Source organism: Streptomyces venezuelae ATCC 10712, from assembly GCF_008639165.1.
Classification (GTDB): Bacteria; Actinomycetota; Actinomycetes; order Streptomycetales; family Streptomycetaceae; genus Streptomyces; species Streptomyces venezuelae.
The window spans coordinates 1,465,604-1,491,921 of sequence record NZ_CP029197.1 but is presented as its reverse complement, the minus strand read 5'-3'; the positions used below and the strand labels follow the sequence as shown (position 1 = coordinate 1,491,921).

The 26,318-nt window shown below is 72.9% G+C and carries 28 protein-coding genes; 11 read left to right on the top strand and 17 right to left on the bottom strand.

Annotated elements, in window-relative coordinates; translation table 11 throughout:
• Nucleotides 1-2: 2 nt before the first annotated feature.
• The 6 genes from DEJ43_RS06555 (at nt 3) to DEJ43_RS06530 (ending at nt 8,148) form a co-directional block, all read left to right on the top strand.
• On the top strand, nt 3-2,204 hold the full coding sequence (locus tag DEJ43_RS06555) for a molybdopterin oxidoreductase family protein (protein ID WP_015032531.1): 2,202 nt from the start codon (nt 3-5) through the stop codon (nt 2,202-2,204).
• Nucleotides 2,205-2,323: 119 nt separating this feature from the next.
• The gene (locus tag DEJ43_RS06550; protein ID WP_071891189.1) at nt 2,324-3,790 is read left to right on the top strand and encodes a CitMHS family transporter; all 1,467 of its coding nucleotides are present in this window, start codon (nt 2,324-2,326) and stop codon (nt 3,788-3,790) included.
• A gap of 119 nt (nt 3,791-3,909) precedes the next feature.
• Entirely contained in the window at nt 3,910-4,545 is a 636-nt protein-coding gene (locus tag DEJ43_RS06545) for a hypothetical protein (RefSeq protein ID WP_015032529.1), read from the top strand.
• Entirely contained in the window at nt 4,532-5,302 is a 771-nt protein-coding gene (locus DEJ43_RS06540; RefSeq protein ID WP_071891185.1) for a class F sortase, read from the top strand. The genes DEJ43_RS06545 and DEJ43_RS06540 overlap by 14 nt, the downstream gene beginning before the upstream one ends.
• Nucleotides 5,303-5,627: 325 nt before the next feature.
• On the top strand, nt 5,628-7,019 hold the full coding sequence (locus tag DEJ43_RS06535) for an aldehyde dehydrogenase family protein (RefSeq protein WP_015032527.1): 1,392 nt from the start codon (nt 5,628-5,630) through the stop codon (nt 7,017-7,019).
• 46 nt (nt 7,020-7,065) lie between these two features.
• Nucleotides 7,066-8,148: a Zn-dependent alcohol dehydrogenase gene (locus DEJ43_RS06530; protein WP_041663687.1), complete on the top strand. Its 1,083-nt coding sequence runs from the start codon at nt 7,066-7,068 to the stop codon at nt 8,146-8,148.
• Between the two features lie 102 nt (nt 8,149-8,250).
• Here the strand turns inward: DEJ43_RS06530 and DEJ43_RS06525 are convergent, their stop codons facing one another.
• From DEJ43_RS06525 to DEJ43_RS06480, 10 genes are all read right to left on the bottom strand, one after another.
• Nucleotides 8,251-9,216 (bottom strand): PDR/VanB family oxidoreductase, encoded by a 966-nt coding sequence (locus DEJ43_RS06525; protein WP_015032525.1) that lies wholly within the window; start codon nt 9,214-9,216, stop codon nt 8,251-8,253.
• A gap of 3 nt (nt 9,217-9,219) precedes the next feature.
• Nucleotides 9,220-10,671 carry a purine-cytosine permease family protein gene (locus tag DEJ43_RS06520; RefSeq protein ID WP_071891182.1) on the bottom strand — a complete coding sequence of 484 codons (1,452 nt, stop codon included), beginning with the start codon at nt 10,669-10,671 and terminating at the stop codon, nt 9,220-9,222.
• Nucleotides 10,668-11,033 carry a Rieske (2Fe-2S) protein gene (locus tag DEJ43_RS06515; RefSeq protein WP_015032523.1) on the bottom strand — a complete coding sequence of 122 codons (366 nt, stop codon included), beginning with the start codon at nt 11,031-11,033 and terminating at the stop codon, nt 10,668-10,670. The genes DEJ43_RS06520 and DEJ43_RS06515 overlap by 4 nt, the downstream gene beginning before the upstream one ends.
• Nucleotides 11,030-11,911, bottom strand: a complete 882-nt coding sequence (locus DEJ43_RS06510) for an iron-containing redox enzyme family protein (RefSeq protein WP_015032522.1) — start codon at nt 11,909-11,911, stop codon at nt 11,030-11,032. The genes DEJ43_RS06515 and DEJ43_RS06510 overlap by 4 nt, the downstream gene beginning before the upstream one ends.
• Complete coding sequence (locus tag DEJ43_RS06505; protein WP_015032521.1) at nt 11,908-12,714, bottom strand: dihydrodipicolinate synthase family protein; 807 nt, start codon at nt 12,712-12,714, stop codon at nt 11,908-11,910. Before DEJ43_RS06505 ends, DEJ43_RS06510 begins: the two co-directional genes overlap by 4 nt.
• A gap of 36 nt (nt 12,715-12,750) precedes the next feature.
• Complete coding sequence (locus tag DEJ43_RS06500; protein WP_015032520.1) at nt 12,751-13,293, bottom strand: DUF6190 family protein; 543 nt, start codon at nt 13,291-13,293, stop codon at nt 12,751-12,753.
• A complete protein-coding gene (locus DEJ43_RS06495; protein ID WP_041662189.1) occupies nt 13,283-14,461 on the bottom strand; it encodes an aminotransferase class I/II-fold pyridoxal phosphate-dependent enzyme in 1,179 nt (392 codons plus the stop codon). Before DEJ43_RS06495 ends, DEJ43_RS06500 begins: the two co-directional genes overlap by 11 nt.
• Before the next feature lie 219 nt (nt 14,462-14,680).
• Nucleotides 14,681-15,382, bottom strand: coding sequence for a DsbA family oxidoreductase (locus DEJ43_RS06490; protein ID WP_015032518.1), 702 nt, complete (start codon nt 15,380-15,382; stop codon nt 14,681-14,683).
• A gap of 35 nt (nt 15,383-15,417) precedes the next feature.
• On the bottom strand, nt 15,418-16,218 hold the full coding sequence (locus tag DEJ43_RS06485) for an MBL fold metallo-hydrolase (protein WP_041662188.1): 801 nt from the start codon (nt 16,216-16,218) through the stop codon (nt 15,418-15,420).
• A gap of 74 nt (nt 16,219-16,292) precedes the next feature.
• The gene (locus DEJ43_RS06480) at nt 16,293-17,231 is read right to left on the bottom strand and encodes a DMT family transporter (RefSeq protein ID WP_015032516.1); all 939 of its coding nucleotides are present in this window, start codon (nt 17,229-17,231) and stop codon (nt 16,293-16,295) included.
• Nucleotides 17,232-17,353: 122 nt separating this feature from the next.
• On the opposite strand from DEJ43_RS06480, the gene DEJ43_RS06475 reads away from it, so the two are divergent.
• A complete protein-coding gene (locus tag DEJ43_RS06475) occupies nt 17,354-18,016 on the top strand; it encodes a TetR/AcrR family transcriptional regulator (RefSeq protein ID WP_015032515.1) in 663 nt (220 codons plus the stop codon).
• 126 nt (nt 18,017-18,142) lie between these two features.
• Here the strand turns inward: DEJ43_RS06475 and DEJ43_RS06470 are convergent, their stop codons facing one another.
• The 4 genes from DEJ43_RS06470 to DEJ43_RS06455 all read right to left on the bottom strand — a co-directional run bounded on the left by DEJ43_RS06470 (nt 18,143) and on the right by DEJ43_RS06455 (nt 21,458).
• The gene (locus DEJ43_RS06470) at nt 18,143-18,820 is read right to left on the bottom strand and encodes a TetR/AcrR family transcriptional regulator (RefSeq protein WP_015032514.1); all 678 of its coding nucleotides are present in this window, start codon (nt 18,818-18,820) and stop codon (nt 18,143-18,145) included.
• A gap of 214 nt (nt 18,821-19,034) precedes the next feature.
• The gene (locus tag DEJ43_RS06465) at nt 19,035-19,949 is read right to left on the bottom strand and encodes a DMT family transporter (RefSeq protein WP_051026025.1); all 915 of its coding nucleotides are present in this window, start codon (nt 19,947-19,949) and stop codon (nt 19,035-19,037) included.
• 47 nt (nt 19,950-19,996) lie between these two features.
• Nucleotides 19,997-20,692 (bottom strand): ArsR/SmtB family transcription factor, encoded by a 696-nt coding sequence (locus DEJ43_RS06460; protein WP_015032512.1) that lies wholly within the window; start codon nt 20,690-20,692, stop codon nt 19,997-19,999.
• 43 nt (nt 20,693-20,735) lie between these two features.
• Nucleotides 20,736-21,458, bottom strand: coding sequence for a TetR/AcrR family transcriptional regulator (locus DEJ43_RS06455; protein WP_051025843.1), 723 nt, complete (start codon nt 21,456-21,458; stop codon nt 20,736-20,738).
• Between the two features lie 71 nt (nt 21,459-21,529).
• Between DEJ43_RS06455 and DEJ43_RS06450 the strand changes: the two genes are divergently transcribed.
• From DEJ43_RS06450 to DEJ43_RS06440, 3 genes are all read left to right on the top strand, one after another.
• Nucleotides 21,530-22,687, top strand: coding sequence for an acyl-CoA dehydrogenase family protein (locus DEJ43_RS06450; protein ID WP_015032510.1), 1,158 nt, complete (start codon nt 21,530-21,532; stop codon nt 22,685-22,687).
• Nucleotides 22,688-22,747: 60 nt separating this feature from the next.
• On the top strand, nt 22,748-23,035 hold the full coding sequence (locus DEJ43_RS06445) for a YiaA/YiaB family inner membrane protein (protein WP_071891178.1): 288 nt from the start codon (nt 22,748-22,750) through the stop codon (nt 23,033-23,035).
• Between the two features lie 110 nt (nt 23,036-23,145).
• Entirely contained in the window at nt 23,146-23,772 is a 627-nt protein-coding gene (locus tag DEJ43_RS06440) for a TetR/AcrR family transcriptional regulator (RefSeq protein WP_015032508.1), read from the top strand.
• Here DEJ43_RS06440 and DEJ43_RS06435 read toward each other — a convergent pair.
• Entirely contained in the window at nt 23,763-24,224 is a 462-nt protein-coding gene (locus DEJ43_RS06435; RefSeq protein WP_041662186.1) for a MaoC family dehydratase, read from the bottom strand. The genes DEJ43_RS06440 and DEJ43_RS06435 overlap by 10 nt on opposite strands.
• A gap of 124 nt (nt 24,225-24,348) precedes the next feature.
• On the opposite strand from DEJ43_RS06435, the gene soxR reads away from it, so the two are divergent.
• Nucleotides 24,349-24,825: a redox-sensitive transcriptional activator SoxR gene (gene soxR / locus DEJ43_RS06430; RefSeq protein ID WP_015032506.1), complete on the top strand. Its 477-nt coding sequence runs from the start codon at nt 24,349-24,351 to the stop codon at nt 24,823-24,825.
• Here soxR and DEJ43_RS06425 read toward each other — a convergent pair.
• Entirely contained in the window at nt 24,822-25,613 is a 792-nt protein-coding gene (locus tag DEJ43_RS06425; RefSeq protein ID WP_015032505.1) for a 3-keto-5-aminohexanoate cleavage protein, read from the bottom strand. The two genes, soxR and DEJ43_RS06425, sit on opposite strands and share 4 nt — an antisense overlap.
• Nucleotides 25,610-26,224, bottom strand: a complete 615-nt coding sequence (locus tag DEJ43_RS06420; protein WP_015032504.1) for a hypothetical protein — start codon at nt 26,222-26,224, stop codon at nt 25,610-25,612. Before DEJ43_RS06420 ends, DEJ43_RS06425 begins: the two co-directional genes overlap by 4 nt.
• Nucleotides 26,225-26,318: the final 94 nt, after the last annotated feature.

Here is a 26,318-nt window from a genome sequence, read left to right as displayed (position 1 = left end):
CCATGTCCACCGCCCTGCGCATCTGCCCGCTCTGCGAAGCGACCTGCGGACTGACGCTGACGATCGAGGGGGCACGCGTCACCGGGGCGCGTGGCGACCGCGACGACGTCTTCAGCCAGGGGTTCATCTGCCCCAAGGGTGCCGCGTTCCCCGAGGTCGACTCCGACCCGGACCGGCTGCGCGTTCCCCTGGTCCGGAAGGACGGCCGGCTCCAGGAGGCCACCTGGGAAGAGGCGTTCGACACGATCGCCGCGAGAATTCGCCCGCTGATCGAGGAGTACGGGCCGGATGCCGTGGGTATCGTCCTGGGCAACCCCAATGTGCACACGATGGCCGGCGCCCTCTACCCGCCCCTGCTGATCGGTGCCTTGCGCACGCGGAACCTCTTCACGGCGTCCACGCTCGACCAGATGCCCAAGCACGTCTCCAGCGGCCTGCTCTTCGGAGACCCCTTCGCCGTCCCCGTGCCGGACCTGGACCGCACCGATCACCTGCTGATCCTCGGAGCCAACCCCCTCGACTCCAACGGAAGTCTCTGCACCGCCCCCGACTTCCCCGGCAGGCTCAAGGCGCTGCGCCGGCGCGGCGGCACCCTCACCGTCGTCGACCCCCGGCGCACCCGCACCGCCCGCCTCGCCGACCGGCACGTCGCCATCCGCCCGGGCGCCGACGCGCTGCTCCTCGCCGCGCTCGTCCACACCCTCTTCGAGGAGGGGCTCACCGACCTCGGCCCGCTCGCCGCCCATGTGGAGGGGGTCGAGGAGGTCCGCGCGGCGGTCCGGGAGTTCAGCCCGGAGGCGGTCGCCGACGCCTGCGACGTGGACGCCGCCACCCTCCGCACCCTCGCCCGGGAACTGGCCGCCGCGCCCACCGCCGCCGTCTACGGGCGGATGGGCAGCTCCACCGTGGCCCACGGCACCCTCGGCAACTGGCTGGTCGACGTCCTCGACATCCTCACCGGCAACCTCGACCGGCCCGGCGGCGCCCTCTTCCCGCTCTCCGCCACCGCGCCCGCCCCGCGCCCGGCCGGACCGGGCAAGGGCTTCGCCCTCGGCCGCCGCCGCAGCCGGGTCTCCCAGCACCCCGAGGTCAAGGGGGAGTTGCCGCTCGTCGCGCTCGCCGAGGAGATCGAGACACCGGGGGAGGGGAAGATCCGCGCCCTGATCACCGTCGCCTCCAACCCCGTGCTGTCCGCACCCGACGGACAGCGCCTGGACGCCGCCCTCGACGCCCTCGACCTGATGGTCGCCGTCGACCCCTACCTCAACGAGACCACCCGCCACGCCGACGTCGTGCTGCCGCCGCCCCCGCCCTCCCGGAGCGCCCACTTCGACTTCGCCTTCAACGGCTTCGCCGTCCGAGACCAGGTCCGCTACACCCCCGCCGCCGTCCCCCTCGAAGCCGACCGCATGGACGAGTGCGAGATCCACGCCCGGCTGATCCTCGCCGTCTCCGGGATGCACGGGGCGCCGCCGTCCGCCGTGGACCGGCTCGCCATCGAGACCACCCTCGCCAAGGCGGTGACGCAGGAGCACTCGCCCGCGTTCGGGGCGGATCCCCAGGAGTTCGCCGCCCGGCTCACGGGGGACACCGGGCCGGAGCGCCGGCTCGACCTGATGCTGCGCCTCGGCCCGTACGGACTCACCCTCGACGAGGTGCGCGCCCACCCGCACGGCATCGACCTCGGCCCGTTGAAGCCGCGCCTGCCCCAGCTCCTCAGGACCCGCAGCGGGCGGATCGAACTGTTCCCCGCGCCGATCGCCGCCGACCTGCCCCGGCTGCGGGCCGCGCTCGACGCCGTACCCGACCCCGGCACCCTCCAGCTCGTCGGGCGCCGTCACCTGCGCTCGAACAACAGCTGGCTGCACAACACGCCCGCGCTCGGCGGCGGCTCGAACCGGTGCACCCTCCAGGTGCACCCCGACGACGCGGCCCGGCTGCGGCTCGCCGACGGCGGCCTCGCCCGGATCAAGGGCGAGGGCGGCGAGCTCGAGGTGCCGGTCGAGGTGACCGACGGGGTGCGCCCGGGCGTGGTGAGCCTCCCGCACGGCTGGGGCCACGACCGGCCGGGGACCCGTCTGACCGTGGCGTCCGCGCGCCCCGGCGTCAACGTCAACCAGCTGCTCGACGGCTCCCGGCTCGACCCGCTGTCGGGCACCGCCGTGCTCAACGGTTTCCCCGTCGAGGTGTCACCCCTGCCGTGACCTGGGGTTTTGCTCGTATTGCTCACGCGTCGACATCTTGTTAACGGCGGAAGGGGGCACCTACGGTCATCCGGACCGCCGCTCGGCGGCAGTTCAACGGTGAACGTGAGGTGCCCTCCATGCTGACCGTCCTCGGCTTCGCCATGATCGCGACCTTCCTGGTCCTGATCATGATGAAAAAGATGTCGCCGATCGCGGCGCTCGTGCTGATCCCCGCGCTCTTCTGCGTCGCGGTCGGGCAGGGGGCCCAGCTCGGCGACTACGTCATCGAAGGCGTCGGCAAGCTGGCGCCGACCGCCGCCATGCTGATGTTCGCGATCGTCTACTTCGGCGTGATGATCGACGTCGGCCTGTTCGACCCGATCGTCCGGGGCATCCTGCGCTTCTGCAAGGCGGACCCGGTGCGGGTCGTCGTGGGTACGGCGGTGCTCGCCGCGATCGTCTCGCTGGACGGCGACGGGTCCACCACCTTCATGATCACCGTGTCGGCGATGTATCCGCTCTACAAGCGGCTCGGCATGAGCCTGGTGGTCATGACCGGTGTCGCCGCCACCGCGAACGGCGTCATGAACACCCTGCCCTGGGGCGGGCCGACGGCCCGCGCGGCGACCGCGCTGAAGCTGGACGCCGGGGACATCTTCGTGCCGATGATCCCCGCGCTCGGCATGGGCCTGCTCTTCGTCTTCGTCCTCGCGTACGTCCTCGGCCGCCGGGAGCGCAAGCGCATCGGCTACCTCACGCTCGACGAGGCCCTGGTGTCCGAGACCGACGCGGTGCTGGTCACGGCGGGTGGCGGGGGCGGCGGCGCCGGCGGTCGCGTGAACCTGCGCAAGAGGCCGGCCGGCGGTGCCGGTGACGCGCCGGGCGCCGACACCTCCGGCGACGCGCAGGGCGCGGCCGCCCCCGTCGCCCCCGCCGGTGCGGGTGCCGGGGAGGACGAGGGCTTCCAGGGGCTCGACCCGAACCGGGCGACCCTGCGGCCCGGGCTGTACTGGTTCAACGCGGGCCTGACGGTCGCCCTGCTCGCCGCGATGATCCTCGAACTGATGCCGATCCCGGTGCTGTTCCTGCTCGGCGCCGCGCTCGCGCTCACCGTCAATTACCCGAAGATGGCCGAGCAGAAGGCCCGGATCGCCGCCCACGCCGACAACGTCCTCAACGTCTCGGGCATGGTCTTCGCCGCCGCCGTCTTCACCGGCGTCCTCACCGGCACCGGCATGGTCAAGCACATGGCCGACTGGCTCGTCGGCGCCATCCCCGAGGGGATGGGCCCGCACATGGGCCTGATCACCGGTCTCCTCAGCATCCCGCTCACCTACTTCATGTCGAACGACGGCTTCTACTTCGGTGTCGTGCCGGTCCTCGCGGAGGCGGGCGCCGCCCACGGCGTGTCGCCGCTGGAGATCGCGCGGGCCTCGCTGGTCGGCCAGGCCCTGCACATGTCGAGCCCCCTGGTGCCCGCCGTGTACGTGCTCGTCGGCATGGCGAAGGTGGAGTTCGGCGACCACACCAAGTTCACGGTGAAGTGGGCGGCGCTGACCGCGCTGGTCGTGCTGGCGGCGGGGATGCTCTTCGGGATCATCTGAGCCGGACGGGCGACTTCGAGGGGTGGCGTGGGCATGTCGCCACCCTTCGTAGTCATGTGGTGACGGATAGTCGGATTATCGGTTGACCTGTCCGACGAACTCCTTCCGGAGGAACCCGCATGACCGCTCGAACCGCCCGCCCCCTCGCCGCCACCGCAGCCGCGGCCCTCGCGTTCGGCGGCCTCGCCCTCGCGGGCGCGCCCGCCGCCTTCGCCGCCCCGGGCGACAACGGTGACGTGAAGATCCACAAGGTCGGCACGCCCTTCGACGATCAGAGCAACGAACCGAAGGTCTGCAAGTTCTACCTGGCGGCCTTCAACTTCGACTCGCTCCAGGAAGTCGACTGGGAGATCACCCCCCAGCCACCGAAGGCCGACGACCCCTCGCTCAGCGGGCACATCACCCTGGGCGGCACCGGGAAGGGCCACACCGGCCCGCTGTCGCTGCCCAGTGGCCAGTACAAGCTCGTCTGGACCTTCGAGGGCGAGAACGGGGCCGGCAAGCAGAAGGTCTTCAAGGTCGAGTGCCCGGGTGACGTCATCACCAACCCGACCAACCCGCCCACCACCGGCGGCCACGGTCCCGGCAAGCCCCCGCACGGCCCGGTCGGCGCCGGCGGCGGCGGCAGCGCGGAGCTGGCCGCCGAGGACTCCTCCGCCTTCGGCGTCGGGGCGGCCGTCGCCGCCGGTCTCGCCGGTACGGCCGGACTGGTCCTGATCCGCCGCTCGCGCCGCCGCGACAATGGCGCCGCGTAGGTCGGCCCGCCTCACGCGCCGACGGCGGCGCCTGCTCCGGCTCGCCAGGACCGTGACCGTCACCGTGGTCCTGGTGACCGGCGGCGTCTGGTGGGCGGGGGACGAGGACGCCGCCGACGCGCCGCCCGCCGCCGGTCCGGTCGCCTCCGGCGGCGCCGGACCGGTCGCGGCGGCCGGGGCGCCGGCCGGAGCCGCGGCCGGCGCCCCCGCCGCTCTCGACCACAAGGCGAAGCCCCGGGCGCGGCCCAAGCCCGTGCCGCCGCCCCGGCCTTCGCCGCCCCCCGCCCCGCTGGCCCGTTCCGTGCCGACCGCCGTCGCCGTGCCGGCCATCACCATCGAGGCCCCCGTGACCAGGCTCGGTCTCGACGCCGAGGGGCGGCTCGCCACGCCGCCCGTCGACGACCCCCGGGTCGTCGGCTGGTACGCCAAGGGCGCCACGCCCGGCGAGCGGGGGACGGCCGTCGTCGTCGGCCACCGCGACACCCGTTCCGGGCCCGCCGTCTTCCTCAACCTCGACTCGCTCAGCCCCGGCAACACCGTGCGGGTGGCCCGCGCCGACGGCCGGGTCGCCGTCTTCACGGTCGACCGCGTCCGTACGTACGCCAAGACCGACTTCCCCGACAAGGAGGTGTACGGCTCCACAGGGCGGCCCGAACTGCGGCTGCTCACCTGCGGCGGGGCCTTCGACCGCAAGACGGGGTACGAGGCGAACATCGTCGTCTTCGCCCACCTCACCGACATCGCCCAGAAGATCTGAGCGGCGGACCCCAGCCGCGTCCGCCGACGGTCCCGATCCGGCGGGTCCACGCCACCCGGCGCGGGCCCGCCGGTCCGGCGTTTCACCGGCCGACCGCCGGAAGGCAAGGAGAGTTCGGCCAGTTCCGGGGGCGGACGGCTGTCCGGGGTGCCCGTGGACAGGGCGGACGGGGGGAGGCACGATCGACGGGGCCCGCGGTGTGCGTCCGGTGGTCCGCCGCGTGGTGCGGCAGTGAGACCCGGGGCACGTCCGAAGGCTCTGGCGCCCAAAAACTATCAGCGCTAGTTTGGGTGCCGAACCGGTCGGCAGTGTGAGGAGACAGCGGATGAAGGCGCACGACGCGATGTACATCGGCGGGGAGTGGCGCCCCGCCGCCGGTCCCGACACGATCGCCGTCATCAACCCGGCGGACGAGCAGGTCATCGCCCACGTCCCGGCCGGCACCGCCGAGGACGTCGACGCGGCCGTACGCGCCGCCCGCGCCGCGCTGCCCGGCTGGGCCGCGACCCCGCCCGCCGAGCGCGGCGCCCGGATCGCCGCCCTGCGCGACGCGCTCGCCGCCCGCGCCGAGGAGATCGCCGCCACCGTCACCGCCGAACTCGGCGCGCCGCCGCAGCTCGCCGCCGCCGTCCACGCCGGACTGCCGATCGCCGTCGCGGGGACGTACGCGGAGCTGGCCGCCACCCACTCCTTCGAGGAGAAGGTCGGCAACTCCACCGTCTACGCCGAGCCCGTCGGCGTCGTCGCCGCGATCACCCCCTGGAACTTCCCGCTCCACCAGGTCGTCGCCAAGATCGCCCCGGCGCTCGCGGCCGGCTGCACGACCGTCCTCAAGCCCGCCGAGGACACCCCGCTCACCGCCCAGCTCTTCGCCGAGGCCGTGCACGAGGCGGGCCTGCCGGCCGGAGTGTTCAACCTGGTCACCGGCCTCGGCCCGGTCGCCGGACAGGCCCTGGCCGAGCACCCCGACGTGGACCTGGTCTCCTTCACCGGCTCCACCGCCGTCGGCCGCCGCATCGGCGCCCTCGCGGGCGGCGCCGTCAAGCGGGTCGCCCTCGAACTCGGCGGCAAGTCCGCCAACGTGATCCTGCCGAGCGCCGACCTCGCCCAGGCCGTCTCCGTCGGCGTCGCCAACGTGATGTCCAACTCCGGCCAGAAGTGCAGCGCCTGGACCCGGATGCTGATCCCCGCCGACCGGTACGAGGAGGCGGTGGCGCTCGCCGCCGAGGCCGTCGCCAAGTACGTCCCCGGCGAGCGGCTCGGCCCGCTGGTCAACGCCAAGCAGCGGGAGCGCGTCCGCGGCTACATCGAGAAGGGCGTCGAGGAGGGCGCCCGGCTCGTCGCCGGCGGCCCCGAGGCCCCGCTGGAGACCGGCTACTACGTCTCCCCGACCGTCTTCGCCGACGTCACCCCGGAGATGACCATCGCGCAGGAGGAGATCTTCGGGCCGGTCGTCTCGCTGCTGCGGTACGAGGACGAGGAGGACGCCCTCGCCATCGCCAACGGCACCGTGTACGGCCTCGCCGGAGCGGTCTGGGGCGACCCCGAGGAGGCCGTCGCCTTCGCCCGCCGCATGGAGGCGGGCCAGGTCGACATCAACGGCGGCCGGTTCAACCCGCTGGCCCCGTTCGGCGGTTACAAGCAGTCCGGGGTGGGCCGGGAGCTCGGGACGCACGGCCTCACCGAGTACCTCCAGACCAAGTCCCTCCAGTTCTGACCGTCCGAGCCGTCCCCCCGACTCCCGAGGAGCACCGCACGTGAGCCTGATCCGTGCCGCCGTCCTGCCCGCCGTCGGCTCGCCGCTGGAGATCACCGGCATCGAGCTGCCCGAGCCCGGCCCCGGCCAGGTCCGGGTGCGGCTCGCCGCCGCGGGCGTCTGCCACTCCGACCTCTCCCTCTCCAACGGCACCATGCGCGTCCCGGTCCCCGCCGTCCTCGGCCACGAGGGCGCGGGCACCGTCGTCTCCGTGGGCGAGGGCGTCACCCACGTCGCCCCCGGCGACGGGGTCGTCCTCAACTGGGCGCCCTCCTGCGGCGCCTGCCACCCCTGTTCGCTCGGGGAGGTCTGGCTCTGCGCCGACGCGCTCACCGGCGCCGCGAACGTCCACGCCCGCACGGAGGACGGCAGGGAACTCCACCCCGGCCTCAACGTCGCCGCGTTCGCCGAGGAGACCGTCGTCGCCGCGGGCTGCGTCCTCCCGGCGCCGGAGGGCGTGCCGCTCACCGACGCCGCCCTGCTCGGCTGCGCGGTCCTCACCGGCTGGGGCGCCGTCCACCACTCCGCCCGGGTCCGGGAGGGCGAGAGCGTCGCGGTGTTCGGCGTCGGCGGCGTGGGCCTCGCCACCCTCCAGGCGGCCCGGATCGCGGGGGCGTCCACGATCGTCGCCGTGGACGTGTCGCCGGAGAAGGAGGAGCTGGCGCGCGCGGCCGGGGCGACGGAGTACGTCGTCGCCTCCGACACCACGGCGCGGGAGATCCGGAAGCTGACGGGGGGCCAGGGCGTCGACGTGGCCGTCGAATGCGTCGGCCGCGCGGTCACCATCCGTACCGCCTGGGACTCCACCCGGCGCGGCGGCCGCACCACGGTCGTCGGTATCGGCGGCAAGGACCAGCAGGTCACCTTCAACGCCCTGGAGATCTTCCACTGGGGCCGCACCCTCGCGGGCTGTGTCTACGGCAACTCCGACCCGGCCGTGGACCTGCCGGTCCTCGCCGAGCACATCCGGGCCGGCCGCTTCGACCTCGGCGCCCTCGTCACCGAGCGGATCACCCTGGACGGCATCCCCGGCGCCTTCGACAACATGCTCGCGGGCAAGGGCGGCCGGGCCCTGGTGGTCTTCCCCTGACCCGGTGACCCCCGAAACGGTGACCACTTGACCCGGTGACCACCCGGACCGAGCGAACGCGGAAGCCCGTACCGGCCCCACGCCGGTACGGGCTTCCGCGCGTCACAGGTCCAGGACGAGCCGGGGCCCGCGCGAGCGGCCCACGCAGATCATCATGGTCGCCCCCGAGGCCTTCTCGTCCTCGCCGAGGACGGAGTCGTGGTGCTCGGGCGTGCCCGCCACCACCTTGGTCTCACAGGTGCCGCACCAGCCCTCCTCGCAGGAGTACGGGACGCCCGGCACGGCCTCCCGTACGGCGTCGAGCAAGGTCCGGCCGGGCTCCACGCGCAGGGTCCGGCCGGTGCGGCGCAGCTCCACCTCGAAGCCGCCGTCCTCCGCCGGGGGCTCCGCCGCGACCGGGGCGGACGCCGGAGCCGCGCCGAACCGCTCCGTGTGCAGCGGGCCCGGCCACCGTTCCTCCACCGCCCGGAGGAGCCCCTCCGGGCCGCAGCAGTAGACGGCCGTGTCCGCGGGCAGCGGGGCCAGGACGGCGTCCAGATCGGGCATTCCCGCCGTGTCCTGGGGGACGAGCGTCACCCCGGGAAGCCCGGCGAGCTCCGCCCGGTACGCCATCGACGCGAGGCTCCGGCCGCCGTACAGCAGCGACCACGAACCCGGCGGGAGAGAGCGGAGCATCGGCAGGAGCGGGGTGATGCCGATGCCTCCCGCGATGAACAGGTACCGCTCGGCGGGCACCAGGGGGAAGCGGTTGACCGGGCCCCGCACGCCGAGGACCGTACCCTCCCGGACGGCGGTGTGGACCTCCTCCGAACCGCCCCGGCCGGCCGGCTCCCGCAGCACCCCGAGCCGGTAGGTGCCGCGGTCCGCCGGGTCGCCGCAGAGCGAGTAGTGCCGGACCGCCCCGGACGGCAGGGTGACCTCCAGATGGGCGCCGGGTTCCCACGGGGCCAGCTCGGCGCCGGTGGGATCGGCGAGCAGGAGACCGAGGACGCCCTCGGCCTCCCGGACGACCGAGCGGACCGTGAGCCGCACCGCGCCGGGGGCCGGGGGCGGAACTGTGGTGGACATGCGTCACCTCGGCCTTCGCGACGGCGCCGGCAGCGGTTCCGGCCAGATCCTGCAGAGCGCCCCGTACAGCACGGCGGCGACCACGAAGGAGGCCGGCAGGCTCAGGTCGACACCGCCGGTCAGGTCGGTCAACGGGCCGGTGTAGAGGGGATTGTTGACCCACAGGACGCCGACGGCCGAGCCGGCCGCGAAGGCCGTGGCGGCCCGCGCGTTCACCCCGCCCGTGTACCAGTACCGGCCGCCCCCGCCCGTGGTGAAGGAGCGCAGTGCCTCCGCGTCGTACCTGCCCCGGTGGAGCACGTACCCGACGAAGAGCACGGCCGCCCAGGGGGCGACGACCGTGAGCAGCAGCGTCACGAACGCGGACATCGCGTCCATGGCGTCGTACACCACCGCGCCGAGGTACAGCACGGCCGCCGCGAGCAGCGCGACCACCGTGGTGACGGCGGCCCGCGAGGAGCGCCAGAACACGGAGTTGGCGGAGAGCCCGGCCGCGTACAGACAGAGTCCGGCCTGCGGCAGGGTGCCCGCGAAGCCGAAGACCACGACGGCGACCGCGAACCAGCCGGGCACCGCGTCCGTCAGGCCCTGGAGCCACGGCTCGTCGGGGACGGGGAAGAGGGTCGTCACGTACGCGCCGGTGAGCAGCGCGGCGAGACTGCTGAGGAACATGGAGATCCCGCTGGCCCGGACGACCCGGCCGGTGGGGGTGGAGGCGGGCATGAAGCGGGTGTAGTCGCCCTGGAAGGTGGCGTACGACAGCGGCACCGTGGCGGAGGCGGTCGCCGCGAGCAGCCAGGTGTGCAGGGCGCCGTCGAGGGCGAGGGGCCCGCCGGCGTACCCCGGGTCGAAGTCCGGGGCGAGCACCAGCACGGTGCCGAGGAGGACCGCGCCGCCGGTCACCGCGGTCACCTTGTACGTACGGACGAGGGTCTCGTGGCCGCGGACGGCGACCAGCGCGACGGCCGCCGCCGTCACGAACATCGCGGCGGTCAGCGCGCCGGGGCCGGTCGGCGTGGCGAGCAGCCGGTGCCCGGCGACCATGACGGCGGTGCCGCCGGTCCAGACGGCGATGGCGAAGAAGCCGAGCGCGGTCACCACCGTGATGGTGTTGCCGACGACCCTGCCCCGGACGCCGAAGTGCGCGCCGCTCGCCACCGGGTCGTTGGTGCCGGTCCGGACGCCGAAACGGGCCAGCGGCGCGAGCAGCGCCGTGCCGACGGCGACGCCCACGGCGATCGCGCTCGCCGAGGCCCACCAGCCGAGGCCGAAGACCACGGGCAGCGCGCCGAGGACGACGGTGCCGAAGGAGAACTGTGCGGAAGGCCAGATCCAGCCGAAGTCGCCCGGCCGCGAGGTGCGTTCGCCCTCGGGGACCGGCGCGATGCCGTCGTGGTCGACCGCCGCACGGGGCGGCGTCACGGTGGACGCCGCCCCGGTCGGTGTGGTGGTCATGAGGCGCCCCCGGCGGGGGTGGTGCCCGGGGCCGGCGCGACGCTGCCGTCGTGCGCCGGGTCGCGCTGTTCCGGTACGGAGAGGTCACCCGGCAGGACGTCGACCACGCGGATGTCCGCGCAGGCCGCGCCCGACAGGCGCTCCCCGCTGGTCAGGTCGAAGGTCGTGTGGTGCAGGGGACAGGTGATCCGCAGCCTGTCCCCGTCGACCCTGCCGTACTTCAGCCGGCCGCCGCGGTGCGGGCAGACGGCGGCCGCGAGGACCTTGCGGCCGCCGACCTCGACCAGGACCAGGTCCTCGGTCACCTGGCGGACGGCGGGCGCGTCGGAGACCCTGCGCCGGCCGGCGGGGACGGCCGTCATGAGACGGTCTCCCGCGCCCGCGCGACGGCCGTCTCGGTGGCCGTACCGACGATGTCGGAGGCCAGCCGCACGCCCGCCCAGATCTTCGCCAGGTCCGGCTCCTCCAGGGCGCGGATCGCCGTACGCATGTGACTGCTGTGGTACTCGTCGATGTAGAGGTGCTCGGTGTAGTACGCGTCGTGGACGATGCCGAGCCGCCGCGCCGCGCGCGCGAAGCTCTGGAAGGCGTACAGCACGCTGGTCTCGAAGTAGGCGTACGCGCCCAGGAAGTACTGGGGCGAGGGTGCCCGGCTGGCCAGCCAGTGGAACATGTTGACGTAGGCGAAGCACTCCGGGGCCGTCTCGTCGAGGTAGTCGTCGAGCCGGAGGCTCATCCCGAGTTCGGTGAGCAGGTCGCGGTAGAGCTGGGAGTGCGCCTTCTCCTCGTTGCCGCAGCCGAGTTCGTCGATGAGGACGCGGAAGACCGCCATCGCCGAGCGGTACGGCAGCCGGGGGACCACCGGGAGCAGCGACTCCGACTCGGTGAGACCGTCGAGGGCGAACTGCCGCACCACGACCTTGAACTGGTCGAGCGTCGCGTGCTCGGCGAGGAAGACCGCGCTCTCCGGCAGCGCGGCCTCCTCCTCGGCGAGGAACTCCTTGAGCGCCTGGAGCAGGTCGCCGGCCGAGCCGAAGCGGGGCGCGGAGGCCTCGTACGCCCGCGCCTTGGGCAGGATCCACCGCTCCTCGATCGCGGTCATCGAGCCGTAGTCCCCGAGGTTGGGCACCCGGCGGTAGAGGCTGTGGAGCTCGCGCTGCGCGGTCGCGGCCGGGGCCGTGATCGAGTGCGCGGCCACCGGGACGGCGGCGGAGGGAGCGGAGGCGGGAGTGGTGCTCATGCCGCCTTCGCCTCCTCGTGCACGGTCGGGGAACTGATCACGCCGCGCCGGTGCAGTTCCTTCTTGACCCAGCGGTACCAGTCGTCGAGGAAGACGCCGTACCGCTCGCAGACGGTGTTGATCTCCGCCTGGCGGTCCGGGGTCGGGTCGACCAGCATCGCGTTGCACAGGCCGGGTTCGAGGTTGGCCAGCGGGCCGATGAAGCCGTCGACGCCGCGGACGTCGACCAGCAGGTTCTCCCAGCCCTCGAAGACCGGGATGCCGGTGCCCGCACCGGCCATCTGCCGGGTGAAGGCGGCGTCGCCGCTGGACTCCTTGATGCCGACGATCCCGGGGATCTCCTTGCAGATCCTGATCAGGGTGTCGAACTCGATGCGATTGCCCGAGAGCGCCTCCTCGTTGTAGAGGAAGATCGGTATGTCGACCGCCGCGCGGATGGCCTCGTAGTGCTCGACGATCTGGTCCTGCGTCACGTCCGCGCCGAACGGCGTGGTGACGACGACGGCGTCGGCACCGATCGCGGCCGCCGTACGGGCCCGGTCGATCACCGCGGCGGTGTCGGGGAGCTGGATGCCGGCGAGGACGGGCAGGCCGCCCGCGTGCCGCACGGTGTACGTGACGACGTCCTGCCACTGGCGGGCGTCGAGCTTCCAGCCCTCACCGGAGGTCAGGGCCGGCATGAAGCCGGTGACCTCGGCGCGGATGTGGTCCAGGAGGCGCACGACGCTCTGCTCGTCGACGACGCCGTGCTCGTCGAGGGGGGTGATCAGCGGGACGACGGTCCCGGAGTAGGTGCCAGGCATGAGTGGGGTGCCCTTCGGAATGTCTGCGGAGGCTCGTCAGAGGTTTTCGGAGACGACCGTCAGCACCAGCGAGCGCTGGTACAGGTCCTCCAGGTACGCGGGGAAGGACGGCTCCTCGCCGGGGGCGGGAGCGCCGGCCGGCGCGGGGGGCGCGAGCGGTACGACGGGCAGCCCCGCCGCCCCGGTCAGCCGGGGGCTCGCCGTGTGGAGCACGCCGCCGCGCCCGATGACCTGGGCGAGCAGCAGGCGTTCGTGCGTGGGCAGACCGTCGAGCGCGGGCTCGGTGAAGGCCCGGCGGACGTCGTCCTCGGTGTACGGGACGCGGTCGACGGCCAGATCGGTGTGGAGGACGTCCATGAACGGGTAGTACTCGTCCTGCACCCCCCGCTCGTAGCCCCACACGAGGTCGTCGCAGCGGCCGACCTGCTCCCAGCTCATGACGACCGCGCCGGCGTCCCCGGCGGCGAGCCGGTCCGCGAAGAAGGCCTTGGCGGCCACCCGGACGGCGTCGTCCTCGCTGTGCATGCCCATGAAGGCCGTGGCGTCGATGAACGCCACCGGGTTCGCGTCAGACCGCATAGCGCTCGAGCACCTTCCGCATGCGCTCCATCGCGCCGGCGAACAGCTCCGGCTCGCGGGCCAGGGCCAGCCGGACGTAACGCTCGCCCTTCTCCTTGGTGTTCCAGTAGAAGAAGGTGCCCGGCAGGACGTACACCTCCTCGTCGAAGAGGACGGCCTGCAGCTGGGTGGCGGTCAGGTGCTCCGGCTTGATGCGGAACCAGGCGACGCTGGTGCCGACGACCGGCTCCTGGAACTCCAGGATGGTGCCGCCCAGGGCCTTGCGGGCGGCCTCGCCGTTGGTGCGGATGATGTCGCGGACGGAGGCGAAGCCGTCGGTGATGGAGTCCTCGACGTACTGCGTGACCATGTTGAGGACGAAGGGCGAGACGTTCAGCAGGACGCTGGTGTGGAGGTTGTAGACCTCCTCCTGGATGTTCCGGCTGGCGGTGATCATGGCGCACTTGGCGTCCTGGATCGGCCAGGTCTTGCCGGTGTCCTCCATGACCATGTACGTGACGCCGGACTCCTCCAGGAGTTGGTAGATGTCCACCCGGCCGATGCCCTCGTCGCAGAGCGCGAAGGACGCGAAGCAGAAGTCCATCACCAGGACCTTGTCGTGGTCCACGCAGTAGCGCACGACCTCGCGGAAGCCCTCCAGCTTCTCGGCGAGCAGGGTGAACCCGGTGGGGTTGTTGGGGTCGACGAGGTAGATCGCGTCCGCGTCGATCTCCTCGACGAGCCGGTCGTAGATGGCGTCCTTGTCGTGCAGCGCCGACTCGGCGAACGGGGCGATCGGGACCTGCATGTTGCGCAGCAGGTCGACCAGGTTGTCGAAGCAGGGCTCGACCAGCTGCACCGACATGCCGCGCTGCTTGAGGAACATGCCGGCGACCATGGTCGACACGCTGGCGGAGTAGGAAAGGAGCGTCCGCTGCATGGCGCGGGCGGTCGGCTGCTGGTGCAGCCGGAAGAAGGCGTCGATGAACTGGCGCTCGAAGTGCGCCTGCTGCTTCGACTCCGACTCGTGCCAGAGCTCGGGGAGCCGCGAGACGATCCGCTCCTGGGAGGCGGACTGGCGCTGGTGGGTGTGTGCGTCGGCGAGGTTGAACCGGGTCTTCAGCGCCTCGATCTCGTGCTGGGTGAGGTCGACGAAGGTGCTGACATCGGCCTTGTCGGTCAACGACATGAAGAACTCCCGCTGTCGATACGAATCTCCGTCCGGAATTCCGGCGGCGTGAATGACTTTAGGAGCTCCGACCGCCCTTGCGAATAACGCACGGGTCACGCAATTAATAATCACCGCGATGTTCTCGGAATCAAAAAAAGGAACGACGGCCAGGCATTCCTCGAATAGGAATGCCTGGCCGTCGTTCCCTTTATCGGGCCGCTTTCGCGGCTTGTTCCACTATTCCGTGGCGGCCCGCAGCAGGATGTCCTCGAACACCTTCGGGTCGTCCGACGAGATCACCGGCCAGCCGATGCCGTACGCGCCCTCCCAGCCCACCTCGATGCCGGGGTTGGCGTGGTCGGAACCGTCGGGCAGGAACAGGTGGGGGCTGCAGTTGATCCGGTCGCTCGCCGACAGGGCCGCCTGGTCCGCGAGGGAGCGGCGGGCGCGCCCGTCGTCCAGCGCCTCCGTGAGGGCGTCCACGTCCACCACGCCGGTGTCCGCGGCGACCTCCAGGATCACCTTGCGATGGCTGATGCAGCGGGACTCGGCCCAGAAGGCCCGGCGCAGCCCCAGGTCGAGCTGCTCCGAGGCGTTCAGGCTCTGCTCCTTGGCGGCGAGCACCGCCTCCAGGGCGGGCAGGGTCGTCGAGGGGTAGAGCCAGTCCTTGGCCTGCCACAGCTGCCAGCCGGCGGCCGGCTCCAGGCTGGCCATCCGGGCCACCTCGCTGTCCGTGCCGGGGCGCGGGCTCGGGGCGTCGTTCAGCAGTTCCAGGGGGAAGGCGCGCAGGTCGAAGGAGACCTGCTCCTCCAGGCCCAGCCGGGCCCGGGTGGCGTGCAGCCGGTGGATGGCGATGTGCGCGAAGGAACACCAGATGTCGGAGAAGACGGTGACGACTCCGCGCGGCGGGGTCAGATCGGCGGTGGTCGGGTCGGGCATGGTTCTCCTCGGTTCGTACGCGGGCGGAGCGGGGCTCAGCCGGCGGGGGACTCCACTGCGTCGAGCGCCGCCTCCAGGTCGAGGTCGGCGTCGGGCAGCCAGGCGGGCAGGGCGGGGATGCGGGCCATCGCCTCGAAGAGCCGCGGTACGGCCTCCTCGCGGACGGTCGGCCCGTGGGCGCTCAGCAGCTTCGCGGGGCGCAGGGCGGCCAGTTCGCGCACGGGCCGCAGGAACTTCTCCTCGTCGACCAGCGCGGTCCACGGGGCTATCGCCCGGTTGAGGACCTCGAAGCCGTGAAAGAATTCCTCCTCGGAAAGATCGGCGAACTCGTGCCTGATTTCTCCGACGACGGTCCCGAAACTGTCGGAGCTGTAGAGCGTTCCATCGGAGTGGTCGAACACGGCGAGGGTTCCGGGGGAATCGAACGTGGGGGGCCGGTGGAAACTCAACTCACGATCACCGACTTTCACGCGACTTCCCGGGTTCGCAGTTACTACCCGTTCCTGCGGAATGCTGAACTCTTCCGATATTCGCGTCAGTGATATGGCGTTGGCGAGCACCCTGGCGTTCGGCGCGGATTCCAGGATCCGGGCGAGGGCGCCGGTGTGGTCGCGGTCGTCGTGGGTGACGACGACCCAGCGCAGATCGGCGGGCTCGATCAGGGACCAGAGGGAGTCCAGGAAGCCCTCCCGGTCGACGGGCATGCCGGTGTCCACGAGGAGCGGCTGGCCGGACCGGAGGAGGAAGGCGTTCACCGGCTGGTCGCCGAGGCCCGGGATGGGCAGCGCCGAGGGGAGGACGTGGAGGTCCGGCCCGGCGGTGTAGGACGCTTTCATGACACACCTTTCATGGCGCACCGTGCGGGCCGTGAGCCCCCCGGGTGGGGTCCCGGGGGGAGTGACGGCCCGGGTCAGACGAGCTGGATGGTCAGGGAGCCGGCGATCAGCAGGCCGAGGCCCAGGGCGCGGGCCTTGGTGAGGGAGCGCTGGGGGAGCTTGAAGAGGCCCTTGTGGTCGATCAGGGCCGAGGTGAGCTGCTGACCGGTCACGGTGAGCGCGATGGTCACCGCGGCCCCGATCTCGGGGATGAGCAGGAAGGTGCCGGTGACGTACGCGGCGGCGCAGGCACCGCCGAGCCAGCCCCACCAGGGCATCTTCTTCAGCGGGGCGATCTTGGGCTTGGGCGTCCTGCGGGTCGCGTACAGCACGAGCAGGACGACGGCGATGGTGAAGGTCGCCACGGCGAAGCTGATCACGGCGACGGTGACGGGCTGCTGGAGCTGGGCGCGCAGCTGGGCGTTGACCGCGCCCTGCACGGGCAGCACGGCTCCCGCGATGATGCCGAGGGCGAGCCAGCCGGCCCGGCCGGCGCTCGACATCTTGGGGGCGCCGGGAGGGGCCGCCGCCTTCATGCCGCGGATGATCACCACGATGCCGGCGAGCACGGCCACGGCTCCGACGACGATCCCGGCGCTCAGGTCCTTCTTCTCGAGGCCGAGCAGGCCGAAGAGGTCGAGCGCGAGCGAGGCGAACATCTGGCCGGTGACGAAGAGCCCGACGGCGGCGAGGGCGCCGAGCCGCGGGAAGAGCAGGATGCCGCTGGTGATGTAGAGCGGACTGGCCAGTCCGCCGAGCAGCTGCCAGGGCTCGACGTCGGGCAGCTTGCCGAGCGCGCCGAGTGTTCCGGCCGCGATCGCGAGGGCGGTCAGCAGACCGGTCGCGACGCCGAGCTGGATGGTCGAGGCGCCGTAGGGGGTGCCGACGGCCGAGTTGAGCTGGAGGTTCACCGAGGCCTGGACGGCCAGGAGGCAGCCGACCAGCAGGGCCGCGGCGAGGAGCGCGGTATGCATCTTGATCTCCCTGGGGCGGGGTGGCGAGCGGGTAAGTGGACACTGAGTCCGTTTAGCATGCCATGAGATAAGGCAAACGGACAAGGTGTCCACTTAGCTCCTGGGGAAGTAAGGTCTGGTCCATGAGCGACGACGAGCAGCGCGGACGTCGAGCCGCCTCCGTACACCGGGTCGGCGGGCTCCTCGGTGACCTCCAGGCCGCCGACGAGCAGCCGGTCGCCCCGCGCAGACGCGCGGACGCCGAACGCAACCGCGCCCAGATCCTGGCCGCGGCCGAGCAGCTCTTCGCCGAGCAGGATCCGCGCTCGGTCACCATGGACCGGATCGCCAAGGCCGCCGGGGTGGGCCGCGCCACGCTGTACCGCAGCTTCCCCGACCCGTCGTCGGTCGCCGTCGCCCTGCTCGACGAGCACGAGCGCCGGCTCCAGGGACAGCTCATCTACGGCCCGCCGCCGCTCGGGCCGGGGGCGGGCGCGGGGGAGCGGCTCGCGGCGTTCTACCTGGCGATGCTCGACCTGCTCGAACGGCATCTGCCGCTGGCCCTCGGCGCGGAGACCGGACCCGCGCGCTTCCGGACGGGGGCGTACGGTTTCTGGCGCGTGCACGTCCGCACGCTGCTCGTCGACCACGGGGTCCAGGACCCGGACCCGCTGATCGACATCGCGCTCAGCCCGCTCTCACCCGAGCTCTACCAGTTCCAGCGGCACGAACTCGGGCTGTCGACCGAGCGCATCGGACGCTCCCTCGCGGACTTCGCCCGCCAGCTGCTGCGCTCGGCGGGATGAACGGGAGTCTTCGCACGGAGCCCCCGCACAGAGCCGCCCCCGCGCGGATCCGGTCGGGATACGCGCGGGGGCGGAAGCGTCTCGGGCCCGCAGGCCCGGCGTAGGTGGGGTGGGTCGCCGGCGGAGCTACGCGCCGTGCCGTCGTCCGGCCGGGTGGACCAGGCCCGGCAGGATCAACGCCCAGATGCGGGCGAGCCGCTGCTCGGCGGGTCCGTGCAGGGCGCCGTTCTCGGCGGTCCTGGGCTCCTCCGGAGGCCAGCTCTCGCCGGCCGGGGCGGTGTTCGGGCCGCGCATCTCCAGCTCGACGCCGGTGATCACATAGCCGATCAGTGCGGCGACCGCCGTCGCGTCCACCCCGGGGCGCAGGGCCTTCTCGGCCTCCGCGTAGCGCGCGAGCCGGGCCACCTCGCGCCGCCAGGGGCAGTCCCCGGAGAGCCCGGGGTCGGTCAACTGGAGTTCGCGGGCGAGGCGTTCACCGGCCCTGGCCGTGGGGTCGGTCTCGAAGAGCCGGATCAGCGCGTGCGTGGCGATCACCAGCTTGTCGATCGCGGTCCCGCCCACGCCCTCCGTGGAGAGGCAGGCCGACTCGACCGTGATCCGGGTGACCGCGCGGGCCCGCCCCCGGACCGCCGTCGCCAGATCCGCCTTGGTGGCGAAGTGGAAGACGAGCGCGCCGGTGGTGACCCTTGCCTCGCCGGCGATCCTGGCCAGTGAGGCCCGCTCGTAGCCATGCCCGTCGAACACCCTCGCGGCCGCCGACAGGATCTCCTGTCTCGTACGTTCCGCGCGCTGCTGAATCGCCATGAGCTCCCCCGTCGGCTTGCGAGAAGGTGCCGGAGCGTGATGTTCCGGCCTGCGCCTGTGACCGACTCGAAACTATCCGGCCGGGAGCCCATGAAACGTGCCCGCGTTTGCGAACGGCCGAATCCAGGGGTTGACGCGCACCTTCATTCCTGGTCGCAAGCGCCCGCCCGGCGGCAGTCGTTCGCGAAGTGTCCGGAATCGGGGGTATGCCCTGTCAGGTGGATTCAGCCGTTCCGGTGGCCGGGGACGGACGCGGACGGGAGCGCGATACGGCCACACCTGCCAGGCACAGCGCACCCCCGCCGAGGGTGAGGAGCCCGGGCAGTTCGCCCAGGAACAGCCAGGCGAGCAGCACGACGAGCGCGGGCACGGCGTACGTCGTCGCGCCCATCCGTCCGGCGGTCGTACGGGCCAGGGCGTAGGCCCAGGTGGTGAACGCGAGCGCGGTCGGGAACACCCCCAGGTAGACCATGTTCAGGGTCGCCGACAGCGGGGCCCGGCCCGCCTCGTCGATCAGCTGCCCGGCGAACGGCAGACAGGCCACCGCCCCCACCAGGCACCCGAACCCCGTCACCTGGAGCGCGCTGCCGTGGGCGAGCGCCGGCTTCTGCGCCACGACACCGCCCGCGTACGCGATCGCCGCGAGGACGCAGAGCAGGACCCCGAGCACCGAGGCGTGCGCGCCGGAGGACGTCCGGGACATCGAGAGGCCGACCGTCACCGCGCCCGCGAACGACACCGCCATCCCGGCGATCAGCCGGGGCGGCAGCGACTCGCCCAGGAAGCGGGCGCCGAGCAGGGCTATCAGGATCGGCCCGATGTTCACCACCATCGCCGCCGTGCCCGCGTCGACCTCCTGCTCGCCCCAGTTGAGCACCACCATGTACACCCCGAACCAGAGCAGGCCCGAGACCACGATCCCCGGCCACGCCGCCCGGGGCGGCAGGCCCTCCCGCCGGACCAGGAGGACGGCTCCCAGCACCAGGGCCCCGGCGAGCAGCCGTCCGAGGGCGAGCGCGCCGGGGGAGTAGGCCTCCCCGGCGCTCCGGATGGACACGAAGGCGGAGGCCCAGAGGACGACGGTGACCCCGGCGGCGCCGATCGCGAGCCGGGAGGATTGCTTCTGCATGCTCCGACCGTACGGCGCGGACCGTTCGGTGCTCACCGCAATATCCCTCAGCGCAGCGCCTCCGGGGCGATGCCCAGGGCGGCGTGGAGCGCGTTCTCACCCGCCCCGGTCACCTTCACGGCACGCTCGGACCCGATCCGTACGCACCACCCGGCGTCCAGCGCGTGCCGGCAGAGCGCGGCGCCCGCGAGGCCGGCGAGGTGCGGCCGGCGCTCGGTCCAGTCGAGGCAGCCGCGTGCGACGGGCCGCCGCCCCCGGCGCTCCAGCGGGATGCCGAGCCCGTCGAACCAGGCGAGTCCCCGGTCGGTGAGCGCGAACCCGGTGTCCTGGCGCAGCAGTCCACGGGTGGTCATCGCCTCGGTGATCGTGATGCCGAGCCGCCCCGCGAGGTGGTCGTAGCAGGTCCGTCCCCGGGCCATCGCCCGTCCGGCGGTCGCGGCCGCGAGGGAGCGGGGCGGCGCGGCCACGGCCGGCTCGGACCGGGCGGCGAGGTCCTCGACGAGGTGGGCGATCCCGGGGTCGGCGAGGCGCACGTACCGGTGGCGGCCCTGCCGCTCCTCCGTGAGCACCCGCCCGGTGACGAGCTTCCCGAGGTGCTCGCTGGCGGTGGACGGCGCCACGCCCGCGTGCCGGGCGAGTTCCCCGGCGGTCCAGGCCCGGCCGTCGAGCAGGGCGAGCAGGAACGCGGCACGGGTCTCGTCCGCGAAGAGCGCCGCGAGCGCGGCGAGGTCACTGGCAGCCATGGGCCAAGCCTCCCGCACCCATGCTTCGGCGGGGACCGAACCGTCACATGGTCGGCCGGTCGGCCGCCCCGGCCGCGGAGGAATCCGGTGCCGGGGTGCCGGAAGGGAGCGGCTGGGCCTCGTGCGGGAGCCGCTGCGCCTCGTACTGGAGCCGCAGCCCGTCGAGCAGCGCCCGCAGTCCGGTGTCGAAGGCGCCCTCGTCGACCTTCTGCCGGTGCTCGGCGAGGCGGTGCGCCTGGCCGAGGTGGGGGTAGTCGGCGGGGTCGTAGGCCGTCTCGTCGTCGACGAAGCCGCGCGCGAACGAGCCGAGGGCGGAGCCGGTGACGAAGTACCGCATCAGGGCCCCGATGGAGGTGGCCTGGGCGGGGGGCCAGCCGGCGCGGACCATGGCGCCGAAGACGGCGTCCGCGACGCGCAGACCGGCCGGCCGGCGGCCGGGGCCCTGGGCGAGGACCGGGACGATGTGGGGGTGGTCGGCGAGGGCGGCCCGGTAGGAGACCGCCCAGTCGCGCAGCGCCGTCAGCCAGTCGCGGTCGTCGTCCGCCGCGAACATCGACAGGTCGATCTTCGCGCTCACCGCGTCGGCGACGGCGTCGAGGATCTCGTCCTTGGTGCGGAAGTGGTTGTAGAGCGAGGGGCCGCTCACCCCGAGTTCGGCCGCGAGCCGCCGGGTCGACAGCGCGCCGAGCCCCTCCGCGTCCACGAGCGCGCCCGCCGTCTCGACGATGCGGTCTCGGCTGAGCAGGGGCTTGCGCGGTCGGGCCATGGCGCACATAGTAGGCCTGCGGAAAGAAAACTAGCAGTGGTAATTAAACGGTCGGGTGAGGTGGGCGCCGCATGAATCTGGAACTCAGCGAGGAGCAGGAAGCCGTACGGCGGCTCGCCGAGGACTTCGTCGCACGCGAGGTCACCCCGCACGCCGTCGCCTGGGACCGCGCCGAGGAGGTGGACCGGGCGATCGTGAAGAAGCTCGGCGCCGTCGGCTTCCTCGGGCTCACGATCCCGGAGGAGTACGGCGGCTCCGGCGGCGACCACCTCGCGTACTGCCTCGTCACCGAGGAGCTCGGACGCGGTGACTCCTCCGTGCGCGGCATCGTCTCCGTCTCGCTCGGGCTCGTCGCCAAGACCGTCGCCGCCTGGGGGAGCGAGGAGCAGAAGCGGGAGTGGCTGCCGCGGCTCGCCTCCGGCGAGGCGCTCGGCTGCTTCGGCCTCACCGAGCCCGGCACCGGCTCCGACGCGGGCAACCTCGCCACCCGGGCCGTACGGGACGGCGGCTCCGGCGACTACGTGATCAACGGCAGCAAGATGTTCATCACCAACGGCACCTGGGCCGACGTCGTCCTGCTCTTCGCCCGCACCAACGACACCCCCGGCCACAGGGGCGTCTCCGCCTTCCTCGTCCCCGCCGACACCCCCGGCCTCACCCGCCGGGCCGTCCACGGCAAGCTCGGTCTGCGCGGCCAGGCCACCGCCGAACTGGTCCTTGAGGACGTCCGCGTCCCGGCCGCCGCCCTGCTCGGCCCCGAGGGCAAGGGCTTCACCGTCGCCATGTCCGCCCTCGCCAAGGGCCGCATGTCGGTCGCGGCCGGCTGCGTCGGCATCGCCCAGGCCGCCCTCGACGCGGCCGTGCGGTACGCCGGGGAGCGCGAGCAGTTCGGCAAGCCCATCGCCTCGTACCAGCTGGTGCAGGAGCTCATCAGCGACATCGCCGTCGACGTGGACGCCGCCCGGCTGCTCACCTGGCGGGTCGCCGATCTGATCGACCGCGGCCAGGACTTCGCCACCGCCGCCTCCAAGGCCAAGCTGTACGCCTCCGAGGCCGCCGTCCGTGCCGCCAACAACGCCCTGCAGGTCTTCGGCGGCTACGGCTACATCGACGAGTACCCGGTCGGCAAACTGCTGCGCGACGCCCGCGTGATGACCCTGTACGAGGGCACCAGCCAGATCCAGAAGCTCATCATCGGCCGCGCGCTGACCGGCGTCTCGGCCTTCTGAGTACCTCACTGAGTACCCGGACGGATGTGGCACCCGCCACATCCGTCCGATGCTGTGCCCATGAGCGACACACCGGTCAAGCAGCAGAACACCGCCGCCTACTACATGCAGGCCGTCCTCTCCTTCGGGATCGCCCTCGCGGCCGTGGCCATCGGGATCTACCAGCTGGAGGCCAGCGCCTGGGTCCGCGCCTTCCTCGCCGTCGCGGTCCTCTACCTCACGACCTCGGCCTTCACCCTCGCCAAGGTCGTCCGGGACCGCCAGGAGGCCGGGCAGATCGTCAGCCGGGTCGACCAGGCCCGCCTGGAGAAGCTGCTCGCCGAGCACGACCCCTTCCAGAAGCTCTGAGCCGCCGGGCTCCGCGGCCGGGCGCGTACCGGCGGGCCGCCGGATCTCTAAGCGCTTGCTCACCCTCGTTGTATGGTGTTCGTCCTGACGGGGTCGAGAGGGAGTGTGCGATGAGCGTGGCGGAGGAGACGCCCGGGGGCGAGGACATGCCCTGGGGCGAGGTCACGCCCGAAGCGGCCCGGCGGCTGCTCGTGGCCGCCGTCGAGGCGTTCGCCGAGCGCGGCTACCACGCGACCACCACCCGCGACATCGCCGGCCGCGCCGGGATGAGCCCGGCCGCGCTCTACATCCACTACAAGACCAAGGAAGAGCTGCTCCACCGGATCAGCCGGATCGGTCACGACAAGGCGCTGGAGATCCTCCGCGCCGCGGCCGACGGCGAGGGCACCGCCGCCGAGCGGCTCGCCGACGCCGTCCGCTCCTTCGTCCGCTGGCACGCCGAGCGCCACACCACCGCCCGGGTCGTCCAGTACGAGCTCGACGCCCTCGGCCCCGAGCACCGCGCCGAGATCGTGGAACTGCGCCGCGAGTCCGACGCGGTGGTGCGCGGCATCATCAACGAGGGCGTGGCGGCGGGCGAGTTCGACGTGCCCGACGTGCACGGCACCACGGTCGCCGTGCTCTCGCTCTGCATCGACGTCTCGCGCTGGTTCACCACCCAGGGCCGCCGGACCCCCGACGAGGTCGGCGCGCTCTACGCCGACCTCGTCCTCAGGATGGTCGGCGCTCAGAAGTAGTAGCGGGAGACCGACTCGGCGACGCAGACGGGCTTCTCGGAGCCCTCGCGCTCGACCGTCACGGCCGCCGTCACCTGCACGCCGCCGCCGGCCTCCTCGACCTTCGTCAGGACGGCGGTGGCGCGCAGCCGCGAACCGACCGGGACGGGGGCCGGGAAGCGCACCTTCTCGGTGCCGTAGTTGAGGCCCATCTTCATGCCCTCGACCCGCAGCACCTGCGGAACGAACAGCGGGAGCAGCGACAGGGTCAGATAGCCGTGCGCGATGGTCGTGCGGAACGGGCCGGACGCGGCCCGCTCCGGGTCCACGTGGATCCACTGGTGGTCCCCGGTCGCCTCCGCGAAGAGGTCGATCCGCTTCTGGTCGATCTCCACCCAGTCGCTGTGTCCCAGCTGCTCGCCGACCCCCGCGCGCAGCTCCTCGGCGGAGGTGAAGATCCTCGGCTCGGCCATGTTCCTGTTCCCTTCTGGTACGGCGTACCCGGGCGGGTGCGGCATACCCAACGGTCGGTATCTAAGCGCTTGCTCAGCATGTGGGGTGGGCGGGCCGCTGTCAACGGACCAGTAGGGTCGCGGGGTGCCGCAGATTCCAGAGAAGATCCACGAGCTCACCGTCGGCCAGCTCGCCGCCCGTAGCGGTGCCGCCGTCTCCGCCCTGCACTTCTACGAGGCCAAGGGGCTCATCACCAGCCGCCGCACCACCGGCAACCAGCGCCGCTACGGCCGCGACACCCTGCGCCGGGTCGCCTTCGTCCGGGCGGCGCAGCGGGTCGGCATCCCGCTGGCCACGATCCGTGAGGCACTGGCCCAGCTCCCGGAGGAGCGCACCCCCACGAACGAGGACTGGGCCCGGCTCTCCGCCACCTGGCGCACCGAACTCGACGAGCGGATCAAGCAGCTCGGCCGGCTCCGCGACCACCTGACGGACTGCATCGGCTGCGGCTGCCTCTCCCTGGAGACCTGCGTCCTGTCCAACCCCGACGACGTCTTCGGCGAGCGGATGGCCGGCTCCCGCCTGCTGCCGATCCGCCGCACCGGCGCCGACCAGAACTAGGGGGCGTCCAGGGCCCGTCTCGCGGATCGGGCCCCGGGGCCCGCCGGTCGCGCCAGGGCGGCGCTCACCAGCTCGGCGTTCGAACGGGCCGGGGTGCCGTCCGGGAGCAGCAGGGTGTCCTCCAGACCGGTCCGGGAGCCGAGGCCGAGACGGCGGGCGAGCCGCAGCACCGGCCAGGCGCCGCCGTCCTCCCCGTGCAGCAGGACGGGGACCCCGGGCCCGGCCGCGAGCCCGCCGAGCAGCGACCGGGCGGCCGCCTCGGCCTCCGGTACCGTCCCCGACACCGCCCGCGGCACCTTCGCGAGGACCCGCGCGACCCGCGGGGCGAGCGGCGAGCGGGCGAAGCGCTCCGGCCCGTCCGTACGGGCCCACAGCGCCGCCTCGACGCCGATGCCGCGCTCCAGGAGCGCCGCCGCCACCTCCTCCGCACCCGGCTCGTGCCAGTCGACCGACACCAGGTCGGGCAGCACCTGCCAGGAACGGACGCGCTCCGTCCGGCGCGTCGGATCGGGTTCGGCCGCAGCCGCCGCCGTGACCCGCGGCCGCCCGCCGACCGCCGCCCGCACCGCGACCAGCACCGGCCCGAGCACCCGCGGGGAGAGCGACGTCCTTCCGCACGGCGTACGGGGATGCAGGCGCACCTCCGTCGCGCCGGCCGCCACCGCCCCCGCGGCGGATTCCGCGAGCGACTCGGGCGACATCGGCACCGCCGCCGAATCCCCGGGCCCCCGTCCCCCGTTGAGACAGACCTGGAGCGTCCCGGGCGGGACGGCCCCCGGCGGCGTCACGCCGCCGACGCCAGCTGCCGGTTCCGCTCCTCCCGGGCGCGGGCCAGCGCACCCGAGGTGAGCACCGTCCGCGGCACGCCCACCCCGCAGTCCCCGCACACCGGCCCGAGCCACGGCTCGTACCCGTCGCCGGGACCGGCCCACTCGATCCGCGGCCCCGCGCACACCGGGCACCGCTCGCCGGGGCCGCGCTCCAGGGCCGTGATCAGCCGCCGCAGCACCTCGGGCAGCGGGTCGGACGGGTGCACCGCGGGATCGCCGCAGCGGACCACGCCGTTGCCGCCCCAGACGCGCCGGTGCCAGTCGTCGACGGCACCGAGCCCGCGCAGGCCTTCCTGCTTCTCGCGCCGCCGCCGGGCGGCGAACTCCTCCTCGTACGCGAGCCACACGGCCCGCGCCTCCTCCAGCTCGTCGAGCGCGGCGATCAGCCGCCCGGGGTCGAGCTCCCGGTCCTCGGGTCCGAACCTGTGCCGGCGGCACAGGTGGTCCCACGTCGCCCGGTGCCCGTACGGCGCGAACCGCTCAAGGCACTTGCGCAGCGAGTACCTGCGCAGTGCCGTGTCGCACCCCGGATCGCGCACCTGTCTCGCGAGACTCCGGAAACCGGCCATCCCTCGCCACCTCCGTCGCTGGTCCTTCCGCGATATCAGAGGGACGAACGAGCGCCCCGCCGTGTTCCATCGGATTCCCGATGGGAGCCATCAG